Below are 24954 nucleotides of genomic sequence, written 5' to 3' on the forward strand. Positions count from 1 at the left end.
AACGCGCGGCAAGGCCTTGTCCGAGGTGTGGGATTACAGACATTTACAAATCTCACAACCTTGCACTTGTGCGCGCGCCGCCATATCCATATTGTAGTGCGGTTGGGCGCAGGGCACCCGGCACCGGCCACCGCGCCTGCCGCGCTGCCGCCCACGCGTACAAAGGGTTATCTGCGGTATCGCCATGGGGTTACCATCCGCATGCGGTACCACGAACATTTACGGGATCATCAGAAGGAGAAAGCATGAAGATCAAGCTCGTCACTGCCTCGCTCGCCGCCGCCACCCTGCTGGCCGCGGGTTGCGCCACCGAACAGCAGACCCATACGGCGGTCGGTACCGGCGTAGGCGCCGCAGTGGGCGCGGGGCTTGGCAACCTGATCGGCGGCAATACCACCGGCACGCTGGTCGGCGCGGCCGTGGGCGGTGCCGTCGGCGGTGCGACCGGCTACAACTGGAATGCCATCCGCGGCAAGCTGAACAAGGACACCGCCGGCACCGGCACCCAGATCACCGAGCAGCCGGACGGCTCGCTGAAGGTGAACATCCCCAGCCAGGTGACCTTCGATACCGACAGCGCCAGCATCAAGCCGTCGTTCCGCTCGGTGCTCGACCAGGTCGCCCAGACGCTGGGCCAGCACCAGGAAGTCAGCGCCAATGTCGTGGGCCATACCGACAGCACCGGCAATCCCAACTACAACATGCAGCTGTCGCAACGCCGCGCCCAGAGCGTGGCGAGCTACCTGGGTGACCGCGGCGTCTCCCGGAACCGCCTGACGGCCGAGGGCCGGGGCCAGTCCCAGCCCGTGGCGGACAACGCCACAGAGGCCGGCCGGCAACAAAATCGCCGCGTCGAAATTTTTTTGAAACCAATTCAGGGATGACCTAGTCATAGAAACAGGTACCGCTTGCCACCGTTGCTGGCTCGCGATGGGTGGCTGACCTCCCGGGCGGTGCCTGATTTCTCCTCCTTTTCCGTTGTGGAAAGCTGCGCCGGCACTGACCGGCGCTTTTTTTTGGCCGCTTGCAGCGAATCGCCCCGCGCCGTTTCAGAGAATTCCGCCATGCGGAACCGGCGCACCCACGGCACTACGTTGCTAAAATAGCCCCTCCCCGGCACGCGCCCGCCCCGCGCGCAGCGCCGTCGCCACTGATATCCCCCGCTCCTGACCGGCTCTTCGTCTATGACCGCACGTCGCATCCTCGTCACATCCGCCCTGCCTTACGCCAACGGCCAGATCCATATCGGCCACCTGGTGGAATACATCCAGACCGATATCTGGGTGCGTTTCCAGCGCATGATGGGCAACGAGGTCTACTACGTCGGCGCCGACGACACGCACGGCACCCCGGTGATGCTGCGCGCCGAGAAGGAAGGCATCACCCCGAAGCAGCTGATCGACCGCGTCTGGACCGAGCACAAGCGCGATTTCGACAGCTTCCTGGTATCGTTCGACAACTACTACAGCACCGACGCGGAAGAAAACCGCGAGCTGTGCGAGAAGATCTACCTGGCCCTCAAGGCCGAGGACCTGATCGCCGAGCGCGATGTCGAGCAGTTCTTCGACCCGGTCAAGAACATGTTCCTGCCGGACCGCTTCATCAAGGGCGAATGCCCGAAGTGCGGCGCCAAGGACCAGTACGGCGACTCGTGTGAAGTCTGCGGCACTACGTACGTGCCGACCGACCTGAAGAACCCGTACTCGGTGGTGTCGGGCGCCACGCCGGTGCGCAAGTCGTCGACGCACTTCTTCTTCAAGCTGTCCGACCCGCGCTGCGAGACCTTCCTGCGCGAATGGGTGGCCGACCTGGCGCAGCCCGAGGCCGCCAACAAGATGCAGGAATGGCTGGGCGGCGAGGGCGAGGCCTCGACGCTGTCCGACTGGGACATCTCGCGCGATGCGCCCTACTTCGGCTTCGAGATCCCCGGCGCGCCTGGCAAGTATTTCTATGTGTGGCTGGACGCCCCGATCGGCTACTACGCCAGCTTCAGGAACCTGGCGCAGCAGCGCGGCATCGACTTCGACGCCTGGGTCGGCCCGCACTCGACCGCCGAGCAGTACCACTTCATCGGCAAGGACATCCTCTACTTCCACACGCTGTTCTGGCCGGCGATGCTGCGCTTCTCGGGCTACCGCACCCCGACCAACGTGTTCGCGCACGGCTTCCTGACCGTGGACGGCGCCAAGATGAGCAAGTCGCGCGGCACCTTCATCACCGCGCAGAGCTACATCGACACCGGCATGAACCCCGAATGGCTGCGCTACTACTTCGCCGCCAAGCTCAACGCGAGCATGGAAGACCTGGACCTGAACCTGGACGACTTCATCGCCCGCGTCAACAGCGACCTGATCGGCAAGTACGTCAATATCGCCAGCCGCGCGGCGGGCTTCCTGGTCAAGCGCTTCGAAGGCAAGGTCGACGAGGCCGCGCTGGCGCACCCGCTGCTGGAACAGCTGCGCCAGGCCGCGCCGCAGATCGCGCAGCTGTATGAAGCGCGCGAGTACAGCAAGGCGCTGCGCCAGGTGATGGAGCTGACCGACACGGTCAACGCCTTCGTCGACACCGAGAAGCCGTGGGAACTGGCCAAGGACGAAAGCAAGCGCGCCGCGCTGCATGCCGCCTGCTCGGTGTCGCTGGAAGCCTTCCGCCTGCTGACGGTGTACCTGAAGCCGGTGGTGCCGAACGTGGCCGCCGGCGTCGAGCGCTTCCTGAACGTCGAGCCGCTCGACTGGCGCGCGATCGACAAGCAGCTGTCCGCGGCCAGCCCGGTGCAGGCCTACCAGCACCTGATGACGCGCGTCGATGCCAGGCAGGTCGATGCGCTGCTGGCGGCCAACCGCGAGTCGCTGCAGGCGACGGCGGCGCCCGCCGCCGCGGCACCGTCGATCGAGCCGGTGGCCGAGACCATCTCCATCGACGATTTCGCCAAGGTAGACCTGCGCGTGGCAAGGATTGTGGAATGCCAGAAGGTCGAAGGCTCCAACAAGCTGCTGCAGCTGACGCTGGACCTGGGCGAAGGCAAGACCCGCAATGTGTTCTCGGGCATCCAGTCGGCCTACACGCCGGAGCAGCTGGTCGGCAAGCTGACCGTGGTGGTGGCCAACCTGGCACCGCGCAAGATGAAGTTCGGCATGTCCGAGGGCATGGTGCTGGCGGCATCGGCGGCTGACGAAAAGGCCGCGCCGGGCCTGTACATCCTGGAGCCGCACAGCGGCGCCGTGCCGGGCATGCGCATCCGCTAAGCGCAGTACCTGCGCGCCGCGCTCCCGCCCACGGGAGCGCGGCTTCGCGTCCCCCTCCGGTCGCTACCATCCGGCAGCGACAAAAATCCCCCTCGCAAAACCACTCCCTCCGCGCTAATGCCGTTCAGTTAACCGCCGTCGTTCCCGCGCAGGCGGGAACCCAGTGGCTTTTTGTCCCCCATCGGGGGCTTTAAGACGCTGGATTCCCGCCTGCGCGGGAATGACAGTAGTGATTGATCCCTTAACTGAACGGCATTACTCCCTTCGCGCCTTCCATGCGCGCGGCCCGGTCATGCACGCGCGGCATGTCATACATGGTTCCGGCGCATCGCGCTTGAAGCACTTGGGCCCGCCGCGTAGATTTTGCTGCGCAGAATCACAAACCAACAGACAGAAGCGCGCCGCGCAACACTGGCTGCGTGAAGCCGCTTCGCACGGAAGGGGACACCTGTGAAGAAGCTCCTGATCGCCAACCGCGGCGAGATCGCGTTGCGCGTGCAGCGCGCCGCCCGGGACCTTGGCATCGCCACCGTGGCCGTCTATGCGGCCGACGATCACGCCAGCCGGCATCGGCTGCTCGCCGACGAAGCCGTCGCGCTGCCGGGCCAGGGCGCCGCCGCCTACCTCGACATTCCCGCCATCCTCGCCGCCGCGCGCGACACCGGCTGCGACGCCATCCACCCCGGCTACGGCTTTCTCAGCGAACGCGCGGACTTTGCCAGCGCCTGCGCTGCGGCGGAAATCATCTTCGTCGGGCCGCAGCCCGAGCAGCTCGCGCTGTTCGGCGACAAAGGCCGCGCGCTGGCGCTGGCTGCGCGCTGTGGCGTGCCGGTGATGCCCGCCACCACGGGCGGCGCCAGCCTGGAAGCGGTCACCGCCTTCTTCGACGAGCAGGACGGCGCCGGCATCGTGCTCAAGGCCGTGGGCGGCGGCGGCGGGCGTGGCATGCGCGTGGTGCGCGAGCGCGAGGCGCTGCCCGAAGCCTATGCGCGCTGCCGCTCCGAGGCGCGCTCGGCGTTCGGCGTCGATGCGATCTATGCCGAACGGCTGGTCGCACGCGCGCGCCATATCGAAGTGCAGATCGCCGGCGACGGCCACAGCGTGATCGCGCTGGGCGAGCGCGACTGCACGCTGCAGCGCCGCTTCCAGAAGGTGGTCGAGATCGCGCCCAGCCCGGCACTGGACCCGGCGCTGCGCCGGCGCATCGTCGAGGCTGCCTGCAAGCTGGCGCGCGAGGCGCGCTACCGCAGCCTGGGCACGTTCGAGTTCCTGGTCGAAGAGCCCGAGCATGGCACCCGCCAAGACGGCGCCGCGCTGCCCTTTGTCTTTATCGAAGCCAATCCGCGCCTGCAGGTCGAGCACACCGTGACCGAACAGGTGACCGGTGTCGACCTGGTCGCCGTGCAACTGGGACTGGCACAAGGCCACAGCCTGGCCGAGACCGGCCTCGATCCGCAGCAGCCGCCACGCGTGCGCGGCTATGCCATCCAGGTACGGGTCAATGCAGAATCCACCGACGCGCAAGGGCTGGCACGGCCGGCGCAGGGGCGGTTGGAACGATTCGATCCGCCCTGCGGCCCCGACGTGCGCGTCGACACGCACGGCTATACCGGCTATGCGCCTTCGCCGCACTACGACACGCTGCTGGCCAAGCTGATCGTGACCTCGGCCAGCGACCGGTTCGGCGACGCGGTGCGGCGGCTGCAGCGCGCGCTGGCGGAATTCAATATCGCCGGCATCGATACCAACCTGGACCTGCTGCGCGCACTCGCGGAACGCGAAGACTTCGCCAGCCAGCAGCTGCACACCCGCTACCTGGAAGCGGCGCTGCCGGCGTTGCTGGAGCGTGCGGCGCAGATTGCCGCGCAGGACGCGGCCCGGCAAGCGCTGTCGGGCGGCGCTCCCGCCACCGTGGCGGCCGCGGCCAGCACGGCCAGCTTCGATGAACAGCTGGGCGAAGGCCTGTGCGCGGTGCGCGCGCCGATGGCCGGGCGCGTGATCGAACTGGCGGCGGAGAACGCACTGGTCAAGGCCGGCCAGACCGTCGCCGTGCTCGACGCGATGAAGATGGAGCACGCCATCGTGGCCGAGCGCGCCGGCCGCGTGATCGACCTGCGCACCGATGCGGGCGCGCAGGTGGCCGAGGGCCAGGTCATGCTGGTGCTGGAACCGGCCGATGCCGGGGCCCATGCCGAAGGCGAGGCCGAACGCACCGATCCGTCGGCCATCCGCGCCGACCTGCAGCGCGTGCTCGACCGCCACGCCTTCCTCTATGACGCCGCCCGCCCCGACGCGGTGGCACGACGCCGCGCACGCGGGCAGCGCACCGCGCGCGAGAACATCGACGACCTGTGCGATGCCGGCAGCTTCCGCGAATACGGCGGCCTGGCGGTGGCGGCACAGGCCAGCCGCCGCAGCGAAGCCGACCTGATCGCCAACACCCCCGCCGACGGCCTCATCACCGGCACCGGCGCGGTCAATGGCAGCCTGTTCGCGCCCGAGCGCGCGCGCTGCGCGGTGCTGGCCTATGACGCCACCGTGCTGGCCGGCACGCAGGGCAAGCGCAACCATACGAAGACCGACCGCATCCTGGAGGTGGCGCTGCAGAACCGCCTGCCGACGGTGATCTTTGCCGAAGGCGGCGGTGGCCGTCCGGGCGATGTCGACTTCCCCACCGTGGCCGGCCTGTACCAGCCCTCGTTTGCCGCCTTCGCGCAGCTGAGCGGCGAGGTGCCGGTGGTCGGCATCGCCTCCGGGCGCTGCTTTGCCGGCAATGCCGCGCTGCTGGGCTGCTGCGACCTGATCATCGCCACGCGCAACGCCAATATCGGCATGGCGGGCCCGGCCATGATCGAAGGCGGCGGCCTGGGCGTGTACCGGCCAGAGGACATCGGCCCGGCCGCGGTGCAGTACCACAACGGCGTGGCCGACCTGCTGGTCGATGACGAAGCCGCCGCGGTGGCGGCCGCCCGGCATTACCTGTCGATGTTCCAGGGCCGCGTTGCGGCATGGCAGGCGCCTGAGCCGCTGGCGCTGCGCCACGTGGTGCCGGAGAACCGCCTGCGCGTGTACGACACCCGTGCCGCGATCACCGGCGTGGCAGATGCCGGCAGCGTGCTGGAACTGCGCGCGGGCTTCGGCACCGGCATCCATACCGCGCTGGCGCGCATCGAGGGCCGGCCGGTCGGCATCCTGGCCAACAACCCGCGCCACCTCGGCGGCGCCATCGATGCCGACGCGGCAGACAAGGCCGCACGCTTCATGCAGCTGTGCAATGCGCATGGGCTGCCCATCGTCTCGCTGATCGATACGCCGGGCTTCATGGTCGGCCCCGAGGTCGAGGCGCGCGCGCAGGTGCGGCACGTGTCGCGCATGTTCGTCGTCGGCGCCAAGCTGCGCGTGCCGTTCCTGGCGGTGGTGCTGCGCAAGGGCTATGGCCTGGGTGCGATGGCGATGGCGGCCGGCGGCTTCCGCGCGCCGTCGTTCACGGTGTCGTGGCCGACCGGAGAATTCGGCGGCATGGGGCTGGAAGGTGCGGTCCGGCTGGGCTTCCGCAAGGAGCTGGAAGCGCTGCCGGCGGGCCCGCAGCGCGACGCGCTGTACCAGCAGCTGGTGGCGCAGATGTACGAGCGCGGCCACGCCATCAATGCCGCGGCGGCGCTGGAGATCGACGCGGTGATCGATCCCGCCGCCACGCGCCAGTGGCTGGTCAGCGGGCTGGATGCCGGCGCGGCGAATCCGGAGCGGCCGGTGCGCAGCTACGTCGACGCCTGGTAGCGGCAACGGGCGGCACGGATAGTCAGAACAACAGCGAGAGGAGACAGCGGGAATGAACGAGCAAGCGTTCTTCGAAGACCTGGAAGCCCGGCATCGCAAGATCTGGCCCGCCGGCCTGCCCACCGCCCCGGCCTACCCGCACGGCGAAGCGCCGCTGGGCGACTACCTGCGCGCGTGGGCGCGCAAGCGGCCCGACCATGCCGCGCTGGTGTGGTACGGCAGCACCGTGACCTATGCCGAGCTCGACGACCTGTCCGAGCGCTGCGCCGCGCTGCTCAAGGCCGACGGCATCGGCGCGGGCGACCGGGTCGCAGTGATGATGGGCAACTGCCCGCAGTTCCACGTGGTCTTCTACGGGATTCTGAAACTGGGCGCGGTCTACGTGCCGGTCAACCCGTTGTTCAAGGAACACGAGCTGGTCTACGAGCTGAACGATGCCGGTGCCACCACCATCGTCGTGCAGGACCAGCTGGCGCCGCTGCTGATGTCGGTGCGCACGCAGACGCCGCTGCGCACCATCTACACCACCAGTGCCGGCGCGATGCTGCCGGACCAGCCCACGCTGCCGCTGCCGGCCGGGCTGGATGCGCCGCCGGTCGCCGTGGAAGGCGCCACCGACCTGCTGCAGGCACTGCGCCAGATCGCGCCAGCCAGCGACCTGGCGCCGATCGACCTCGATGCGCTCGCTGCCCTCAACTACACCGGCGGCACCACCGGCCTGCCCAAGGGCTGCATGCACACGCAGCGCGACATGGTCTACACCGCGGCGGCCTCGTATGCGATGTCCGGCAGCGCCGACGCTGGCAGCCTGGCAGAAGGCTCGGACGAGGTGATGCTGAACTTCCTGCCGATGTTCTGGATCGCCGGCGAGAACCTGGGGCTGATCAGCCCGGTCTTCAGCGGCGCCACGCTCGTGCTGCTGGCGCGCTGGGACCCCGTGGCGGTGATGGCCGCGATCGAGCGCTACCGCGTCAACCGCACCTTCCTGGTGGTGGACAACGCCGTCGAGCTGATGAACCACCCGGAATGCGGCCGCCACGACCTGCGTTCGCTGCAGCACACGCGCGCCGCCTCGTTCATCCGCAAGATCACGCCCGACATCCGCCAGCGCTGGCACGCGCTCACCGGCAGCATCATTGCCGAGGGCGCGTGGGGCATGACCGAGACCCATACCAGCGACACCTTCACCACCGGCATGCAGACCGACGACATGGACCTGCGCGGCCGCCCGGTCTTCGTCGGCCTGACCGTGCCGGGCACGCGCATCAAGATCTGTGACTTCGACACCGGCGCGGTGCTGCCCATCGGCGCGGAAGGCGAAATCGTGGTGAGCACCCCGTCGCTGCTCAAGGGCTACTGGGGCCGCCCGGAGGTCGACGCCGAAGTCTTCCGCGACGGCTGGTTCCGCACCGGCGATATCGGCGCGTATGACGAGGCGGGCTACCTGCACTTCCTCGGCCGCCGCAAGGAGATGCTGAAGGTGCGCGGCATGAGCGTGTTTCCGTCCGAGCTGGAAGTGCTGCTGTCGCGCCACCCGGCGGTGCTGGGCTCAGCGGTCGTGGGACGCGACGATGCCGACAAGGGCCAGGTTCCCGTGGCCTTTATCCGCCTGCGCCCCGAGCACGCGGACGGCACCACCGCCGACACGGTGCAGGCGTGGTGCCGCGAGCAGATGGCGGTCTACAAGGTGCCCGAGATCCGCATCCTGCCCGAGCTGCCGCTGACTGCCACCGGCAAGGTGCGCAAGGTCGAACTGCAGGCCTTGCTGGACGCCGAAGCCGGCCGCTGAACGGCAGCATCGTCCGCATACCAGAACACGCCGCATCCGACGGCGACCCAGGAGGAGCACACATGCAACCGAAGTTGACTGCCGCCCGACGGCGGTGCCTGCTTGCCGGCATGCTGGCCGCAGCCAGCCTGCCGCTGGCCCACGCCGCCGCCCCCGCCACCGGCAGCCTCACCGTGGCGTTCGGCGCGGAATCGACCACGCTCGATCCGGTCAAGATTTCCGCCGGCGTCGACCACTATTTTGTCGGCCAGATCTTCGAGATGCTGGTGCGCCGCAATGCCGCGCTCAAGGACGAGAACTGGCTGGCGGAAAGCTGGAAGCTGGAGACCGGCAAGGACGGCAAGCCGGTGCTCGACGTGCGGCTGCGCAAGGGCGTGCGCTTCCACAACGGAGATCCACTGACCGCCGAGGACTTCGAGTTTTCCTGGCAACGCCAGCGCGACCCCAAGGGCAGCTTCTTCTCGCATTACGTGTCGTCGATCGAACGCTTTGAGATCGTCGACCCGCATCACTTCAAGCTGCATTTCAAGGAGCCCGACGCGCAGTTCATCGTCGGCAACATGCAGCTGTGGGCGATGCCAAAGAAGTACATCCAGAAGGTCGGCGAGGAAGAGTTTGCGCGCAAGCCCGTCGGCACCGGCCCGTGGAAGTTCGTCTCGCGCACGGTCAAGGACGAGCTGAAGCTGGAAGCCTTCGACGGCTACTGGAACAAGGAAAAGCGCCCGGGCGTCAAGGACCTGACCATCAAGGTGATCCCGGAAGACCTGACCCGCGTGGCGGCGTTCAAGACCGGCAAGGTCGATTTCATCGACAACGTGCCGCCCGCGATGGTCGAGGAGTTCAAGAAGATGCCGGGCGTGAAGACCGTCACGCTGGTGAGCGGCAACAACCTCTTTCTCAACTTCAACACGCAGATGCCGAAGTCGCCGTTCAATGACGTGCGCGTGCGGCAGGCGGCGGCGCATGCCATCGACGTCGACGCCATCATCAAGCGCGTGCTGTTCGGCCAGGGCGAGCGCTACGCGCAGGTGGGCAAGGAATCGAACGGCTACGATCCCGCGCTCAAGCCCTACCCCTTCGACCAGAAGCGCGCGCGCGAGCTGCTGAAGCAGGCGGGCTATCCCAACGGCTTCGACACGCCCTGCTACAACCTCACCACGCCGCGCGAGCCAGGCGTCAAGGAAGTCGGCGAAGCCATGTACGCTTACCTCAGCTCGGTCGGCATCCGCTGCCAGGTGCGCAACCTGGAATACGGCGCGTGGATCAGCCTCGGCAAGCGCGGCCGCACCGGCCCGCCTGAGATGGATGGCGTGCTGAGCTGGATGTGGTCGCAGGGCCTGCCCGGCGATCCCGGGCTGGCATGGTCCGGCCATCTGCACAGCTACCAGGGCGGCGGTGGCTGGGGCACGTACTCCTACACCAACGACCCCGAGGTCGACGCGCTGATCGAAAAGCAGCGCCAGACCATGGATCCGGCGGCGCGCACCGACCTGCTCAAGCAGATCGCCAGGCTGAAGCAGGAGCGCGTGCTGGGCGGCCTGCCGACCTACCGCCCGCTGGTCACCTTTGCCTGGCGCGACAACAAGATCGACTACGTGCCATGGCCGATCCGCGACTACTGGCGCTCGTTCCAGGAAGTGAGCTGGAAGCAGCACTGATCCTCTGGCACTAACGGCACTACCCCGCCACCGCGCCTGCCACGCTGCAGGCGCGGCCCCCCTGCTGGCGTTATCCCCACGGAGCCTGCCATGCCTATCGCGAAACGCCTGTTGCACGGGCTGATCAGCATCCTGGGCGCGAGCGTGATCATCTTCCTGATCTCGCGCCTGTCCGGCGATCCGCTCGCGCTGCTGCTGCCGGCCGATGCCCCGCCCGATGTCATCGCGCAGACGCGCCAGCACCTGGGCCTCGACAAGCCGCTGGTGGCCCAATACCTGGTGTTCCTGAGCCACGCCGTTACCGGGGACTTCGGCAACTCTTACCGCTGGCAGGAGCCGGCACTGGGCCTGATCCTGGAGCGGCTGCCGGCCACGGTGGAACTGGCGCTGGCCGCGCTGGGGTTCTCGATCGCGATGGCGGTGCCGTTCGGCGTGCTCTCGGCGGTGTACCGCGGCTCGTGGTTCGACCGCTTTGCCAAGGTTTTCGCCATGCTCGGGCAGGCCATGCCCAACTTCTGGGTCGGGCTGCTGCTGATCCTGTTCTTCGCGGTGCAGCTGAACTGGCTGCCGGCCTTCGGGCGCGACTCGTGGAACAGCCTGGTGCTGCCAGCGATCGCGCTGGGCTGGTATCCGGTGGCGGCGCAGACGCGGGTGGTGCGCTCGGCCATGCTCGACGTGCTCGACAGCGACTACATCCGCATGGGCCGCGCCATGGGCCTGCCGGAAGGCGTGCTGGTGTGGAAATACGCGCTGCGCAACGCGGCCATCCCGCTGGTCACGATCCTCGGCGTGTATTTCGCGGCGATGCTGGGCGGCGCTTTCGTGGTGGAAGTCATCTTCGCCTGGCCCGGCGTCGGCCGCACCGTGGTGGAGGCGGTGTTCGCGCGCGATTTCCCCGTGGTGCAGGCGGGCGTGATGCTCACCTCCGTGCTGTTCGTGCTGTCCAACCTGCTGGTCGACCTGAGCTACGGCCTGATCGACCCGAGGATCCGCCATGCCTGAGATCGCCATCCCGCCCGCAACCACGGCGGCGCCGCCGGCGCGCAAGCAACGCCGGCGCGAGCCGGGCAGCCTGCCCTGGTTCGCGCTGGCCGTGTTCCCGCTGCTGCTGGTCTGCGCCATCGGCGGCGCAGCGCTGCTGCCGCACGATCCCAACGGCCTCGACCTCGGCCTCGCGTTCCAGCCGCCGGCATGGCTGGAAGGCGGCAGCTGGGCTTATCCGCTCGGCACCGACAACATGGGCCGCGACCTGCTCAGCCGCATCATGGCCGGCACCCGCATTTCGCTGGTGGTGGCGCTGTATGCCATCCTGATCTCGGGCGGCATCGGCACCGCCGCAGGCATGCTGGCCGGCTACTTCGGCGGGCGCCTCGATGCGCTGATCATGCGGCTGGTCGATATCCAGATGTCGATCCCGGCGCTGGCGCTGGCACTGGTGCTGGCCGCGGTGCTGGGCCCGGGCTTCGAGACCGTGGTGCTGGTCATCGTGATCACCTACTGGACCTGGTACGCGCGCATCGTGCGCGGCGAGGTGATGTCGCTGAAGCAGCGCGACTACGTGGCGCTGGCGCGCGTGGCCGGCTGCGGCACCGTCACCATCTTCCGCCGCCACCTGCTGCCCAACCTGCTCAATACGCTGCTGGTACTGGCCACGCTGCAGGTCGGCCAGGTGATCATCTTCGAGGCCTCGCTGAGCTTCCTCGGGCTGGGCATCCAGCAGCCCGACGTGTCCTGGGGCCTGATGCTGGCCGACGCGCGCAACTACATCACCAACGCGTGGTGGGCCATCACCATGCCGGGGCTGGCCATCATGGCGACCTGCCTGGCGTCCAACCTGCTGGGCGACTGGCTGCGCGACCACTTCGACCCGAAACGGAGGCAGCTATGAATGGCACCAGCCAGGACATGACGCAACAACAAGCTGCCCCCGCCGCGCCGGCTGTCCGCGACGTTGCCGCGCCGATGCTGTCGGTGCAGGGCCTGACCACGCATCTGGACCTGCGCCGCGGCCTGGTGCGCGCGGTGGACGGCGTGGACCTGCACGTGCACGAGGGCGAGACGCTGGGCGTGGTCGGCGAGTCCGGCTCGGGCAAGTCGATGACGATCCTGTCGATCCTGCGCCTGCTGCCGCGCGGCGCGCAGCTGGGCGGCAAGGTCTTGCTCGACGGCACCGACCTGCTGCAGCTCCCGGAGAAGGCCATGAGCCGCGAATACCGCGGCCGCAAGATCGCGATGATCTCGCAGGACCCGCTGACCTCGCTGAACCCGGTCTTCACCGTCGGCGACCAGGTCGGCGCGCCCTTGCACTACCACGGCCGCGCCGACAGCCGCGAGGCGCGCCGCCGCCAGGTGGTGCAGGTGCTGGAAAGCGTACGCATTCCCTCGCCGCAGACACGCCTCGACGACTATCCGCACCAGTTCAGCGGCGGCATGCGCCAGCGCGTGGTGACCGGCATGGCGATCGCCAGCGCGCCGCGGCTGCTGGTGGCCGACGAGCCGACTTCCGCGCTGGACGTCACCATCCAGGTGCAGATCATGGCGCTGTTCCGCAAGATCCAGGCGCAGACCGGCGTCGGCATCATCCTGATCACGCACGACCTCGGCGTCGCCGCCAGCATCTGCCATCGCGTGGCGGTGATGTACGCGGGGCGCATCGTCGAGACCGGCGACGTGCGCACGCTGTACCAGCGCCCCGCCCATCCCTATACGCAAGCGCTGCTCAAGTCCATTCCTCACTTCGGCGAAAGGCAGGAGCGGCTGTATGCGATCCCCGGCAGCCCGCCCAGCCTGATCGATCCGCCGCACGGCTGCCGCTTCGCGGCGCGCTGCCCGCACCGCAAGCCGCTGTGCGACGACGCCTATCCGCCCGAGATCGAACTGGAATCCGGCCACAAGGTCAGCTGCTGGCTGGCTTCGGCCGGCTGAGCCACACGCCCTCAGGAGGCACCATGCTGCTCGAAGTCCACGACCTGAAGAAGCACTTCCCCGTACGCGGCGGCGGCACGGTACGCGCCGTCGACGGCGTCAGCTTTGCCGTCGACGCCGGCCAGACCTATGCGCTGGTGGGCGAATCCGGCTGCGGCAAGACCACCATCGCCAGGCAGTTGCTGCTGCTCGAGCGGCCCAGCGCCGGCACCATCCGCTTCGACGGCCAGGACGTGCTCACGCTCGGCCGCACGGGCGTGCTGGCCTACCGGCGCCAGGTGCAAGCGGTGTTCCAGGATCCATCCTCGTCGCTCAATCCGCGCCTGAAGGTCGGCATGCTGCTGGCCGAGCCGCTGCTGGCCCACGGACTCGGCGGCGACCGCGCGGCGCTGCGCCGGCGCCTGCTCGAGCTGCTGGAGATCGTCGGCCTGCCGCCCGGCGCGCTCGACCTGTATCCGCACGAGTTCAGCGGCGGACAGCGGCAGCGCATCGCGGTGGCGCGCGCGCTGGCGCTGCAGCCGCGGCTGATCGTGCTGGACGAGCCGACCTCGGCGCTGGATGTGTCGATCCGCGCGCAGATCGTCAACCTGCTGGCGGACATCCAGCGCAGTTTCGGCATTGCCTATGTGATGATCGCGCACGACCTGGCGCTGGTGGAGCACTTCAGCTCGGCGGTGGGCGTGATGTACCTGGGCAGCATGGCCGAGAGCGGGCCGAGTCCGGCGGTGTTCGGCGCGCCGCGCCATCCCTACACGCAGGCGCTGCTCGGCTCGGCGCCGCGGCCGGACCCGGACCACCAGCCGGCCGAGGGGCTGATCCTCGGCGAGATCGGTTCGGCACTGAACCCGCCACCGGGCTGCAAGTTCCATCCGCGCTGCCCGCGCGCGGTGCCGGCGTGCGGCAAGGACCTGCCGCGCCTGCGCCAGCTTGCGCCGCATGGCGACGGCAAGCCGGTGCATGTGGCGGCCTGCCACCTGCTGGTGTGACCGCCGCGCCCGGCCGCTGGCCGGGCCGCCGTCAGCCGCCCTGCATCCTCGACGGATCGTCGCTGCGCGAAGTCGTCGTCACCGTGCCCTCGCTGTTGAAATGCACGTTGAAGAAGGCCTTGTCGGTCGAGGTCTCCATCCAGCGGTAGCCCCACACCTCTTCCTGCTTCAGCGCGAAGGCCTCGACCTTGGTCGGCTTGCCCAGCAGGCGGCGGATGTCGTCCTTGCTCATGCCCGCACGCACGCGCGCGAAGTTCTCCGGCGTCAGCACCTGCTCGATGCGCGCGACCTTGCCGTCCGCGCCGATGGTGACCATCCACGTGGTCGTGCCCTCGGGCCCGCGCGGATACTCCAGCCGGCGGCCGCCGTCGGCCTCCTCCCAGACGATCTCCGGCTTGCCGGCCTGGCGCCGCAGTTCTTCCTCGGTGGACTGGCCGGGCACGATGCCCTTGAACAGCTCGCTGTCGGGCTTGATCGCGTTCCAGGTGTTGCGCGCGGTTTCGCCCGCCTTCTTCATCGCTTCATCGACCTTCTGCTGGTCGCAGCCGAACAGCGCAAGCACAGAGGCAATCAGTCCCATGGCGGCAAGGCGTCGCGGCGACGCGTAGTTGGCGGGGCGTAGGGGGGTGTGGCTTGCTTCAGCGGCGCACGGGCTCGGCAATGACTGACGAGGCGGCCTGCGCGGCGCTTTCGGGGTCGAGTGTCTGGCCGTCATCCTGGCTCCTCCTGGTGCCGCTGCGGTTGGAGGCGCCCGAGAACAGGATCGCCCAGCTGTCGAAGCGGCGGTTGAACAAGACCGACAATCCGTTGATGGAGCCGCCCTTGGCAATCAGCGACCAGCGCCGCGAGAATTGCCACGTCAGCTTCACCACATTGGAGGCCGAGGTCAGGCTCTGTTCATAGCCCACCGAGATCTGGTCGGTGATGGCCTTGCCCATGCTGACCACCTGCTGGTCGTTCAGGCCCGCGGTGCTGGGCCCGATCGAAAACTCGTCGATGCCGAAATGCGAGACGATGCCCTTGCCCGCCTTGCCGCCGATCAGGCCGAGCGCCGCGCCGCCCAGCGCGGCCCCGCCCAGCTGGCGCTGCTGGCCCGCGCCGGCGCTTTCGGCGCCGTAGCCGAACATCAGCCACGACAGCTTGTCCTCGTCCGGCACGTTGGGCTCCGACACCAGCCGCACGCGCGGCAGCCGCACCGTGCCGGTGACTTCGACCCCCGCCTCCACTTCCTGGTTGCGGCGCATGGCGCGGATGTTCATGTTCGGGTTGTCGATCGGCCCGTTGAAGTTGATGATGCCGCGCTCGATGTCCAGCTTGCGGCCGAAGGCCTCGTAGGTGCCGTCGGTCACGCGCACCGTGCCGGTCGCCTTGAGCGGCACCAGCGGTTCGCTCTTGACCCCGATCTGGCCGGCCAGCAGCAGGTCGGCGCCCGCGCCGCGGAAGCGGAAGTTGTTGCCCAGGTCGACGGTCAGGTCGATCACCGGGCTGAACTTGCTCGCCGGCCTGGTCTCGGGCACCACCGGCGTCGCGGCGGTCTTGACCGCGCGCTGGTCCTTGCGGCGGATCACCACCACGTCGTCGCCCAGCACCGGTGCGCCGGCCTTGGGCAGGTCGAACAGGCCGCGGTCGACGCGGAACTTGCCGCGGATCACGACCTGCTTGTTCTCGTTGGCGATGCTGGCGTCGCCCGACACCACCAGCGTGCGCTCCGGGCTGGCGAACAGCTGCAGCTTGTCGGCGACGATCTTGCCGGTCAGGTTGGGATCGGACTCGTCCAGCTTGACGTTGCCGGTGGCGGTGATCTTGCCGTCGCCGCCGTGGAACTCGACATGCTTCAGCTCCACCGTGTTCTGGTCGAGCGCCACGCGCACCGTGCCGTCGGTCAGGCGCAGGCCGATGTCGTACAGCGTCACGGCGAGATTGTCGCCATCGATGGTGCCGGCCAGCAGCGGCGCGCCGACCGTGCCGCCCAGCCGCAGCGCGGCGGCCAGGCGCCCGTCGAAGGCATACTGCGGCCCGCTCAGCGCCTCCAGCGACTTCAGGCGCGGCACGTCGACCGTGACGGTGCCGGCGAGCGTCGACGCCGGCCCCACCGTCTGCAGGCCCTGTTCCTGCACCAGCCCGGCCGAGGCATCGACCGCCACCTTGCCGATGCGCCCCGACACCATGCCCCCGCGCAGCGCGATGCGGTTGCCGCCCGCCTCGGCGCGCAGGCTGGTCTCGCCCAGGCCCATCGTGGTGAAGCCGCGGCCGGCATTGACCGACAGGTCGCCGCTGCGCCGGCGCACTTCGGCAAACCCGCTCGCGGTCTCGGCCAGCGCCAGGTTCCAGCGGCCGTCGATGACCAGGTCGGAGCGCACCGGCGGCTTCTCGCCGGTGATGGTTTCCATTAGTTCGAGCACGTGGCCGACCTGCAGGCCGTCCAGGCTCCCCTGCGTGCGGATGCGGCCGTGGTCCCAGTCGAGGCTGTCGATGGCGAGCGTGGCCTTGTCCAGCAGCAGCCGCGTGGCGCCCAGGCGCACGCGCTGGTCGGCGACCAGCAGCTGCGCCGGTGCGGCCAGCCGCAGGTTCACGGTGCCGCGCTCTTCCAGCGTGCGGATGGTGCCGTTCCAGCCATCCTTGCCCTTCCATGCGCCCTGCCCCGCCAGCGCCAGCTGCAGCGGCCGGCGGTTCAGGGTGCCGGCCGCCTTGACGTCGAAGGCGTGGTTGGCCTGGGTGCCGTTGAGGGTGGCGTCGAGCGTGCCGAGGCTGGCCTGCGGTCCGCGGTAGTCGCGCGCGGCCAGCTGCACCGACAGCGGTCCGTCCAGCCCGCCGCGCACTTCGGCGCGGCCGCTGGCGCTGGCCACCTTGTGCGGCCCGACCTCCAGCGCCTGCGCGTTGTAGTCGGCCACGACCTCGGGCTTCTTCAGCGTGCCGGTGATGGTGGCATCGAGCCTGAGCTTGCCGGCCACGCCGAACTTCAGGCGCTCCAGCTGCGGCGCGTCGACCGCCAGCCTGAGCTGGTCGCCGCGCGCACCGAAGCTGCCGCGCAGGTTGGCCTGGTTGCCGGCCATGTTGAGCGCGGCTTCGCTCGGCAGCAGCCGCTCGCCGGCGAGCCGCACCTTGCCGCCGCCGGTCATCGGCAGGCCGGCGTATTCGCTCTCGTGCACGGCGAAATCCAGCGCCACGCCAAGCACCGGGGCAATCTCGCCGGTGGCGCTGAAGTCGGCGTTGATGCGGCCCGCGGCCACCTTGGCCAGCCGCGACGGATCGAACGACGCCAGCTTGCCCTTGAAGCTGAACGGCTGCTTGTCCTTCAGGCCGAGCTTGCCTTCGGCGCTCAGCACGCCGGGGCCCACGGTCGCGCGCAGCGTGCCCAGCGTGACGGTGTCGGCATCGATGCTGGCGTCGGCGAACAGCTTGAGCGCCGCGCCGGACAGGTCCAGCGCCACGCTCTGCCGGCCCGGCTCCAGGCGCAGCACCACCGGGCCGGACAGGCTGGCACTGGTCAGCGAGCCGTGCAGCGCGGCCGGGTCGAGCCGGTGCACGTCAAGGTCGAAGCCGCCGCGGCCGTCGCGCAGCGTGCCGCCGCCGGTGATCTCGGCCTTGCCGGTCAGGGCCACGCGCAGGTCGCTGACGGCCTGCGCCATTTCGCTCAGTTCGACATGGGCGCGCACCGAATGCACCGGCAGGCGCTCCTTGTCGAGCGGGCCGGCTTCGAGGTTGCGGATCTCGATGTCGCCGGCGACAGCTAGCGGCGCAGGCGGCGGCACCGCGGCGGGTGCGGAAGCGGGGGCGACGGGTGCCGCGGGTGCAGAAGCGGCCGGCGGCGCCGGAGCCGCCGCCGCGCCATCCACCGGCCGCAGCTCGGCATGCACCGTCAGGTTGGCCTGCGGCGCGGTGGGGCTGAACAGCCGCGGGTTGATACGCTCGCCATCGACCAGCAGGTGCGTGAACGGCACCTTGCCGAACGGCGTCAGGTCGGCGCCGGCGCGCGCATGGATACGGTCGCCGCTGGCCTGCAGCTCGGCGCGCAAGGCTTCGAGCGTGCCCCTGGCAGTGGCGTTGACGGCAAAGGATTCCTTCTGCCAGCTTGCCTCCAGCAGCGCCTCGGCGCCGAGCGGGAACGGCGCGCGCGCGCCGATCTGGGCGTTGGCTGCAAGCTTGCCGTACGGCGTCTCCAGCTTGTCGACGCTGACGCGGTGGTGCTGGCCGTCGCTGTGCAGCGCGCCGGACAGGTTGGCGAACACCAACGGCTCGGCGGTGGGCGACGTGCCCTGCCACAGCGCCAGCCGCTCCAGCGTCAGCGCGTCGACGTCGATCGCCAGCGGCAGTTCCAGCGATTTCGGCATCTGCGCCGGCTCGGTGCTCGGCTCCGACGGGCCCAGCCGGACCTCGGCCTTGCCGATGCGCAGGTAGTCCAGGTGCAGGCGGCGCGGCTGCCAGGTCATGGCCCAGCTGCCATCGACGCGGTCCACCGTCACGCGGGTCTGGCCGCTGGCAAAGACCACGTCGCGCAGCCGCAGGCCATGCGCCACCGTGCCGCCTTCGAGCCGACCACTGAGCATGCCGGCCGACAGCCGCGTGGCCAGCGTCCACAGGTGGCGCGTGCCGGCCTCGGTGGTCAGTGCCGCCACGCCCGCGCCGACCAGCGCCACCACCAGCAACACCAGCACGCCGGCCAGCCAGGCGAGCGCGCGCCATATGGACCATAGGCGCCGGCGCTTGCGCGGCGCGGGCGGGTTCGGCTCATTGGGCGTGCCCTCGCCGGGCACGTCGGGCAGGTCGTGGGCGCTCATGCCGGCATCCCATGCGCGCGGGCGGCCATCAGAACGCCACCCCCAGCGAGATATGCGGACGGAACTGCTGTTCCTGGATGCCGTAGCCGACGTCCAGCTGCAGCGGGCCCACCGGCGTGCGCCAGCGCACGCCGACGCCCACGCCGTTGTAGATCGTCACGCCGCGCAGGTTGTCGGCGGCCGTGCCCAGGTCCCAGAACACCGCCACGCCCCAGTCAGGCTTGAACCAGTACTGGTACTCCAGGCTGCCGGTGCCGAGGTACTTGGCCGGCAGGATACTGGAGCCGCTGGGCGTGCCGATCGACTGGTAGGTATAGCCGCGGATCGAATCGGTGCCGCCGGCGCGGAAGCGCAGCGTTGCCGGGATCTGGCTCGAACTGTCGCCGGTCAGGTCCGCGCCCAGTTCCAGCCGCGCCACCACCAGGTCGCGCTTGCCCACGGGGATGTACTGGCGGATACGGCCATAGAGGCGCAGGAAGGTGGCGTCGCTGAGGAAGCCCCGGGCGGCCACGCCGATCTGGGTATTGATCACGTTGCCCCGGCGCGGAAACACCGGGTTGTCGACATCGCGCCGCGTCCAGGCGAAGGCCGGCACCAGCGCCTTGCTGATCTGGGCGGGCTGGCCCTCGGGCAGCAGCTTGTCGTAGTAGAAATCGAGCGAGGTGGTGACGTCGTACTTCTCGCGCGAGCGCGAGCGCTTCAGGCCCGCGCGCAGGCTGGTGGTGTCGGTGTTCTCGATGTCGATGGTGCGCTCGTAGCTGCTGTACACGCTGTTGCGGTAGGCGCCCCGGGTCGGCGGCATTGCCGCCTCGGCAAACAGGTAGGAACGCTTCTGTTCCAGCCGCGCCTGCGAGTCGAAGGTCCAGGCGCGGTTGAACAGGTTGTAGTAGGAATAGCGCCCTTCCACCTGGGCGCCGGTGTCGGTGGTAAAGCCGACGCCGCTGTTGAGCCGGTGCACCGGGTATTCGCGCACGCGCACCGAGACCGGCGCGGTGACCACGCCGTCCGGCGCCTTGTCGGCATCCGGGGGCGGTTCCAGGTCGACCTGCACGTTGGAGAAATACGGCTGGTTCTGGATGGCGCGCTGCAGCTCCAGCAGCCGCTCCACGCGGTAGGGCTCGCCCTCGCTGAGCGGGTTGACGTTGTAGACGATCTGCTCGGGGTAGCGGCGCGTGCCGGTGACCTTGAGCGGCCCCAGCAGATAGGCCGGGCCGCTGGCGTAGTGCGCCGACAGGTCGGCACGCAGCTCGTCCGGCTCCACCCGCGCCTGCGATGCGGCCAGCCGCGCGCCGTAGTAGTTGTGGCTTTGCAGCGTCACCAGCGCGTCTTCCTTGGCCTTGTCCCAATCCGCCTGGCGGAACGGGTCGCCCACCGGCAGGCCCCACTTGGCCTGCATCTCGGCCACCTGCCCGGGCGAGCGCGTCGCCGCCGGACCGGTCACCTGGACTTCGACATTGCGGATCAGCGTGCGCGCGCCGGGGTCCACGGTGACGTGGACCACGCGCTTGTCGCCCTCGCCCTCCACGCGGGTGGTGGTGACCGGGTCGAAATAGCCTTCGGTCGAGGTGAACTGGCGCACCTGCTCGCCCACGGTCTCGACCATGTAGTCGAACTGGTCCTGCGACAGGTCGGCGCGGTCCTGGTAGCGCGACAGGTCCAGGTGCTCTTCGAGCATCTCCTTGATCGGCTTGGGGGCCTCGACCTCGACCTTGTAGGCGCCATGGGCGGCAAGCGGCAGCAGCAGCATCGCGGCGAGCGCATACGCGGCCGCGCGCGCCCGCACGAGGGTCGGGACGAACGGGGCCGGATGCGCCGCATCATGCACGTCTGTGCGGCCCGGGCGGGCTGTCGTCCTGGCCAGGTCGATCCTCATCCGTTGTTGTCGCCCGGCGCCTCGGGCGCAGGGTCAGCAGTGATAGCGGTGTCTTTCGGCATCGCTCTTTGTCCACACATACGAAGTCGGTATTTGACCACACACCGACCCGCGGCCGGAACCTTCCTGCCCCGGGACGCCGCCAACAGGCCCACCGGCAGGCCAAATTACGTCATCGCACCGGGCCGATACTGTAAAATCCTGCCCCACTGTATCCATTACGCGTCCCCAGCGGCGCATACGGTTTCACCATGGCCATGTACGAATCCGAGATCACCCAGTTCCTGAAGCAGCTCAAGCAAGAGCGCCCGACGCTCGAGGCCGAGCAGCGCGACGGCCGCGCCCTGCTGTGGGACAAGGCGCCGATCGACCTGGAAGAGCGCGCCCGCGCCCAGGCCTCGCGCGTGGCCCAGAAGCCGTACGTCTACTCGCAGGACAACTGATCCCCGCCAGCACGCCCGGTCACCGGCGATGAGCACAGCCGACCAGGACAAGCTGCCGCCACCCGTCGCGGTCGCCGGCGCCGCCGACAACCTTGCCGGACCGGCCGGAGCCGGGGGTCCCGCCGACATGGTCGACGGGATGGCGTTCGCGCGCCTGTACGGCGAGCCGCTGTTCAAGCTGCCGCAGGACCTGTACATCCCGCCCGATGCGCTCGAAATCTTCCTGGAAGCGTTCGAAGGCCCGCTCGACCTGCTGCTGTACCTGATCCGCAAGCAGAACTTCAACGTCCTCGACATCCCGATGTCGCAGGTCACGCGCCAGTACCTGTCGTACATCGAGCAGATCCGCAAGACCAACCTGGAGCTGGCGGCGGAATACCTGCTGATGGCGGCCATGCTGATCGAGATCAAGTCGCGCATGCTGCTGCCGGTCAAGAAGGCCGATAGCGACGAAGACGCCGAAGACCCGCGCGCCGAACTGGTGCGCCGCCTGCTGGAGTACGAGCAGATGAAGCTGGCCGCGCAGCGCCTGGACACGGTGCCGCAGCTCGGCCGCGACTTCCTGCGCTCGCAGGTCTATATCGAGCAGAGCCTGGCGCCGCGCTTCCCGGAAGTCGAGACCATCGACCTGCAGGCCGCCTGGGCCGACGTGCTCAAGCGCGCCAAGCTGAACCAGCACCACAAGATCTCGCGCGAGGAGCTGTCGGTGCGCGAGCACATGAGCCAGATCCTGCGCCGGCTGCAGCATGCGCGCTTCATGGAGTTCTCGGAGCTGTTCGAGGACGCGATCCGCTCGGGCAAGGGCGTGCCGGTGGTGGTGGTCAACTTTATCGCCATGCTGGAGCTGTCGCGCGAGTCGCTGGTCGAGATCACCCAGGCCGAGCCGTTCGCGCCAATTTATGTGCGATTGGCGTACAGCCCTTCCTGACCCACCCTTGCGGCAGGGTCCGCCTCCGCCTCACTTGATCTACAATCCGCCGACAGCCGGCACATAAGCCTCAGAAGGCAAACACCCCGAAGGCCCGGCATGTCACGGCGCCGCCCCCCGGAGACCGGCGCCACGGGTCACCCCCTCACGACAGCACACCTAGCCAGATGAAAGTCATTTCCTCCATCCAAGAGCTGCGGGACCAGCTGCGCGGCCAGAACCGCGCTGCCTTCGTCCCCACCATGGGCAACCTGCACGAAGGCCACCTGTCGCTGATGCGCCTGGCACGCCAGCACGGCGACCCGGTCGTGGCGTCGATCTTCGTGAACCGCCTGCAGTTCGGCCCCAACGAGGATTTCGACAAGTACCCGCGCACGCTGCAGGACGATATCGAGAAGCTGCAGAAGGAAGGCGTCTATGTGCTGTTTGCGCCCTCCGAGCGCGATATGTACCCGGAGCCGCAGGAATACCGCGTCGAGCCGCCGCACGACCTGGGCGACATCCTGGAAGGCGAATTCCGCCCCGGCTTCTTCAAGGGCGTATGCACGGTGGTGATGAAGCTGTTCTCGTGCGCGCAGCCGCGCGTGGCCGTGTTCGGCAAGAAGGATTACCAGCAGCTGATGATCGTGCGCCGCATGGTGCAGCAGTTCGCGCTGCCGATCGACATCATCCCGGCCGAGACCATTCGCGACGAAGACGGCCTGGCGCTGTCGTCGCGCAACCGTTACCTGAGCCCCGACGAGCGCGCCGAGGCGCCGGTGCTGTACCGCACGCTGCATGAGGTGCGCGACACCGTGCTGGGCAGCGACCGCGCCGGGGCCGACCTGCTGGCGGTGGAGGCCAACGCCGTGGCAGCGCTGGCCAAGCGCGGCTGGAAGCCGGATTACGTGTCGATCCGCAAGCGCAGCAACCTGCAGGCGCCGACGCATGAAGAGTTCGTCGCCGGCGAGCCGCTGGTGGTGCTGACCGCGGCCAAGCTGGGCGCGACCCGCCTGATCGACAACCTGGAAATCTGAGCGCGGGCGCAGGTTCGCGGGTTCGCAGAAGAAAAGCAGGCCGGCGGCCTAATGCTGTTCAGTTAATGCATCAAGCACCACTGTCATTCCCGCGCAGGCGGGAATCCAGCGTCGTTTGAAGTCACTGGGTTCCCGCCTGCGCGGGAACGACGGTGGTTAACTGAACGGCATCAAGGCCGCCGGCCTGCTTCTTTCATGCCCGGTGCATGGCCGCGCGCTGCGCCGTCTTCACCACATGGCGGCGGTGCCCCCGCCGCCGCTTCCACCAGATCAGCACGCCGGTCAGGGCAAAGGCCAGCGGCGCCAGCCCGAACAGCGTGATGAAGATCCGTCCCGGCAGGCCGAACGCCTCGCCGGTATGCAGCGGGAACAGCCAGCTCAGCAGCGTGTCGCCGGCGGGCGCATCGAGCGGGTCCTTCACGCCCAGCCGCGTGCCGGTCCAGGCGTCGAGCCAGAGCCGGGTCGCGCCGCTGTCCTTGCGCACCTCGCCCGGCTGGCGCAGCCGCACTTCGAAGGCATCGCCAGGCTTGCGCGGGAAGCTGATGCGGGTGATGCGCGCGTCGGGATACTGGGACTGCGCCGCCGCCAGGATCTGGCCGGCATCGAGCGGGCGGGCATCGGGCGCGGGCGGCGCCGAGGCATGCTTTGCCGGCGGCGTCACCGTCATCACCCCCGCCACGATCGGCGTCACCCATTTCGGCAGATTCAGGTACCAGCCCGAAAAGGCAATGATGGCCAGCACCGGCGCCGCCACGATGCCGCCGGCCCGGTGCAGCGAATAGTTGAAGCGCGACCACGAGCCGCCATGGCTCACCCGGAACGCCTGCGCCCACGCGCGCAGTTTCGTCTTGGGCCACCACACCACCACGCCCACCAGCGTGGTCAGCAGCAGCAGCATGCCGGCCACCCCGATGATGGTCTTGCCGGTCTCGCCGCTGAGCAGGTAACGGTGCAGGTGGAACAGCGTCGGCAGCAGCAGCCGGCGCGAGACGCCGGGCTCGCCCCACACGCGCTCGCCCTTCACTGCCAGCGTCACCGGATCGACCATCACCTGCCGCGAGCGGCCCTGCACCACGCCCTCCGGCCCCTTGACCGGATACCAGGCGGTAAAGACGCCATCGTCATGGGTCGGCAGCATCAGCAGGTTGGGCCGGCCGTACGGGGGCGCGGCCAGGCGTTCGGTCACGGCCTGGACCGTGGCCGGCGTCACGGGGCCGGCAGCGGGCGCCGAGGCGACCAGCAGGTCCGGGTTGAGCCAGGCGTCGAGCTCGTCGCGCCACGCAATGGCCATGCCGGTCAGTCCCAGCAGGACAAAGAGCAGGCCGAGGGTCAGCCCGATATAGAGGTGCAGCTTGACAAGGACGACGCGCAGGCGGCCGGTGACCATGGCTTGTGTTGTGAATGTGGGGCGCTGCAGCGTGCGGCCATATGCGCCAAAAGGCCTATGACCGCAGAATGCAAATGCGAAAGATTCGCAATTCTAACAGGGGATGTTGCGTGGAGACGTCATGATCCGCGCAGTGGCGGATCAGGCAC

The 24954-nt window shown here is 68.9% G+C and carries 16 protein-coding genes; 12 read left to right on the forward strand and 4 right to left on the reverse strand.

What is annotated here, in order from left to right:
* The first annotated feature begins 245 nt into the window (after nt 1-245).
* The 9 genes from JTE92_RS26255 (at nt 246) to JTE92_RS26295 (ending at nt 14380) form a co-directional block, all read left to right on the forward strand.
* A complete protein-coding gene (locus JTE92_RS26255) occupies nt 246-884 on the forward strand; it encodes a YiaD family glycine zipper/OmpA-like lipoprotein (RefSeq protein ID WP_063240108.1) in 639 nt (212 codons plus the stop codon).
* Between the two features lie 300 nt (nt 885-1184).
* Nucleotides 1185-3245 carry a methionine--tRNA ligase gene (gene metG, locus JTE92_RS26260; protein ID WP_063240109.1) on the forward strand — a complete coding sequence of 687 codons (2061 nt, stop codon included), beginning with the start codon at nt 1185-1187 and terminating at the stop codon, nt 3243-3245.
* 450 nt (nt 3246-3695) lie between these two features.
* Entirely contained in the window at nt 3696-7022 is a 3327-nt protein-coding gene (locus JTE92_RS26265) for an acetyl-CoA carboxylase family protein (protein WP_063240110.1), read from the forward strand.
* 52 nt (nt 7023-7074) lie between these two features.
* Complete coding sequence (locus JTE92_RS26270) at nt 7075-8811, forward strand: AMP-binding protein (RefSeq protein ID WP_063240111.1); 1737 nt, start codon at nt 7075-7077, stop codon at nt 8809-8811.
* A gap of 62 nt (nt 8812-8873) precedes the next feature.
* On the forward strand, nt 8874-10469 hold the full coding sequence (locus JTE92_RS26275) for an ABC transporter substrate-binding protein (RefSeq protein ID WP_063240112.1): 1596 nt from the start codon (nt 8874-8876) through the stop codon (nt 10467-10469).
* A 90-nt stretch (nt 10470-10559) separates the two neighbouring features.
* The gene (locus tag JTE92_RS26280) at nt 10560-11471 is read left to right on the forward strand and encodes an ABC transporter permease (RefSeq protein WP_063240113.1); all 912 of its coding nucleotides are present in this window, start codon (nt 10560-10562) and stop codon (nt 11469-11471) included.
* A complete protein-coding gene (locus JTE92_RS26285; RefSeq protein ID WP_063240114.1) occupies nt 11464-12357 on the forward strand; it encodes an ABC transporter permease in 894 nt (297 codons plus the stop codon). The genes JTE92_RS26280 and JTE92_RS26285 overlap by 8 nt, the downstream gene beginning before the upstream one ends.
* Before the next feature lie 17 nt (nt 12358-12374).
* Nucleotides 12375-13394: an ABC transporter ATP-binding protein gene (locus tag JTE92_RS26290; RefSeq protein WP_063240248.1), complete on the forward strand. Its 1020-nt coding sequence runs from the start codon at nt 12375-12377 to the stop codon at nt 13392-13394.
* Between the two features lie 23 nt (nt 13395-13417).
* Entirely contained in the window at nt 13418-14380 is a 963-nt protein-coding gene (locus JTE92_RS26295) for an ABC transporter ATP-binding protein (protein WP_063240115.1), read from the forward strand.
* A 31-nt stretch (nt 14381-14411) separates the two neighbouring features.
* Here JTE92_RS26295 and bamE read toward each other — a convergent pair whose 3' ends face one another.
* The 3 genes from bamE to JTE92_RS26310 are packed head-to-tail and all read right to left on the reverse strand — an operon-like array spanning nt 14412 to nt 20905.
* Entirely contained in the window at nt 14412-14960 is a 549-nt protein-coding gene (bamE, locus tag JTE92_RS26300; protein ID WP_063240116.1) for an outer membrane protein assembly factor BamE domain-containing protein, read from the reverse strand.
* A 58-nt stretch (nt 14961-15018) separates the two neighbouring features.
* Entirely contained in the window at nt 15019-19158 is a 4140-nt protein-coding gene (locus tag JTE92_RS26305) for a translocation/assembly module TamB domain-containing protein (protein ID WP_063240117.1), read from the reverse strand.
* Between the two features lie 28 nt (nt 19159-19186).
* On the reverse strand, nt 19187-20905 hold the full coding sequence (locus JTE92_RS26310; RefSeq protein WP_435522152.1) for an autotransporter assembly complex protein TamA: 1719 nt from the start codon (nt 20903-20905) through the stop codon (nt 19187-19189).
* A 377-nt stretch (nt 20906-21282) separates the two neighbouring features.
* On the opposite strand from JTE92_RS26310, the gene JTE92_RS26315 reads away from it, so the two are divergent.
* From JTE92_RS26315 to panC, 3 genes are all read left to right on the forward strand, one after another.
* Nucleotides 21283-21474 carry a DUF3460 family protein gene (locus JTE92_RS26315; RefSeq protein ID WP_029046065.1) on the forward strand — a complete coding sequence of 64 codons (192 nt, stop codon included), beginning with the start codon at nt 21283-21285 and terminating at the stop codon, nt 21472-21474.
* A 28-nt stretch (nt 21475-21502) separates the two neighbouring features.
* Entirely contained in the window at nt 21503-22402 is a 900-nt protein-coding gene (locus JTE92_RS26320; protein WP_063240118.1) for a segregation and condensation protein A, read from the forward strand.
* 167 nt (nt 22403-22569) lie between these two features.
* Nucleotides 22570-23418 carry a pantoate--beta-alanine ligase gene (gene panC / locus JTE92_RS26325; RefSeq protein ID WP_063240119.1) on the forward strand — a complete coding sequence of 283 codons (849 nt, stop codon included), beginning with the start codon at nt 22570-22572 and terminating at the stop codon, nt 23416-23418.
* A 193-nt stretch (nt 23419-23611) separates the two neighbouring features.
* On the opposite strand, the gene JTE92_RS26330 is transcribed toward panC, so the two are convergent.
* Nucleotides 23612-24805, reverse strand: coding sequence for a PepSY-associated TM helix domain-containing protein (locus tag JTE92_RS26330; protein WP_063240120.1), 1194 nt, complete (start codon nt 24803-24805; stop codon nt 23612-23614).
* Nucleotides 24806-24954: the final 149 nt, after the last annotated feature.

Origin of the sequence: Cupriavidus oxalaticus, from assembly GCF_016894385.1 — a bacterium.
In the GTDB taxonomy this organism is placed as follows: Bacteria; Pseudomonadota; Gammaproteobacteria; order Burkholderiales; family Burkholderiaceae; genus Cupriavidus; species Cupriavidus oxalaticus.

What these genes read in the sequence shown, in the direction of transcription:
- JTE92_RS26255 (WP_063240108.1), top strand. Translation starts at nt 246, where the DNA reads ATGAAGATCAAGCTCGTCACTGCCTCGCTCGCCGCCGCCACCCTGCTG.
- panC (WP_063240119.1), top strand. Translation starts at nt 22,570, where the DNA reads ATGAAAGTCATTTCCTCCATCCAAGAGCTGCGGGACCAGCTGCGCGGC.
- JTE92_RS26295 (WP_063240115.1), top strand. Translation starts at nt 13,418, where the DNA reads ATGCTGCTCGAAGTCCACGACCTGAAGAAGCACTTCCCCGTACGCGGC.
- JTE92_RS26285 (WP_063240114.1), top strand. Translation starts at nt 11,464, where the DNA reads ATGCCTGAGATCGCCATCCCGCCCGCAACCACGGCGGCGCCGCCGGCG.
- JTE92_RS26275 (WP_063240112.1), top strand. Translation starts at nt 8,874, where the DNA reads ATGCAACCGAAGTTGACTGCCGCCCGACGGCGGTGCCTGCTTGCCGGC.
- JTE92_RS26320 (WP_063240118.1), top strand. Translation starts at nt 21,503, where the DNA reads ATGAGCACAGCCGACCAGGACAAGCTGCCGCCACCCGTCGCGGTCGCC.
- JTE92_RS26270 (WP_063240111.1), top strand. Translation starts at nt 7,075, where the DNA reads ATGAACGAGCAAGCGTTCTTCGAAGACCTGGAAGCCCGGCATCGCAAG.
- JTE92_RS26280 (WP_063240113.1), top strand. Translation starts at nt 10,560, where the DNA reads ATGCCTATCGCGAAACGCCTGTTGCACGGGCTGATCAGCATCCTGGGC.
- JTE92_RS26315 (WP_029046065.1), top strand. Translation starts at nt 21,283, where the DNA reads ATGGCCATGTACGAATCCGAGATCACCCAGTTCCTGAAGCAGCTCAAG.
- JTE92_RS26330 (WP_063240120.1), bottom strand. Translation starts at nt 24,805, where the DNA reads ATGGTCACCGGCCGCCTGCGCGTCGTCCTTGTCAAGCTGCACCTCTAT.
- JTE92_RS26290 (WP_063240248.1), top strand. Translation starts at nt 12,375, where the DNA reads ATGACGCAACAACAAGCTGCCCCCGCCGCGCCGGCTGTCCGCGACGTT.
- metG (WP_063240109.1), top strand. Translation starts at nt 1,185, where the DNA reads ATGACCGCACGTCGCATCCTCGTCACATCCGCCCTGCCTTACGCCAAC.
- JTE92_RS26305 (WP_063240117.1), bottom strand. Translation starts at nt 19,158, where the DNA reads ATGAGCGCCCACGACCTGCCCGACGTGCCCGGCGAGGGCACGCCCAAT.
- JTE92_RS26310 (WP_435522152.1), bottom strand. Translation starts at nt 20,905, where the DNA reads ATGCTGCTGCTGCCGCTTGCCGCCCATGGCGCCTACAAGGTCGAGGTC.
- bamE (WP_063240116.1), bottom strand. Translation starts at nt 14,960, where the DNA reads ATGGGACTGATTGCCTCTGTGCTTGCGCTGTTCGGCTGCGACCAGCAG.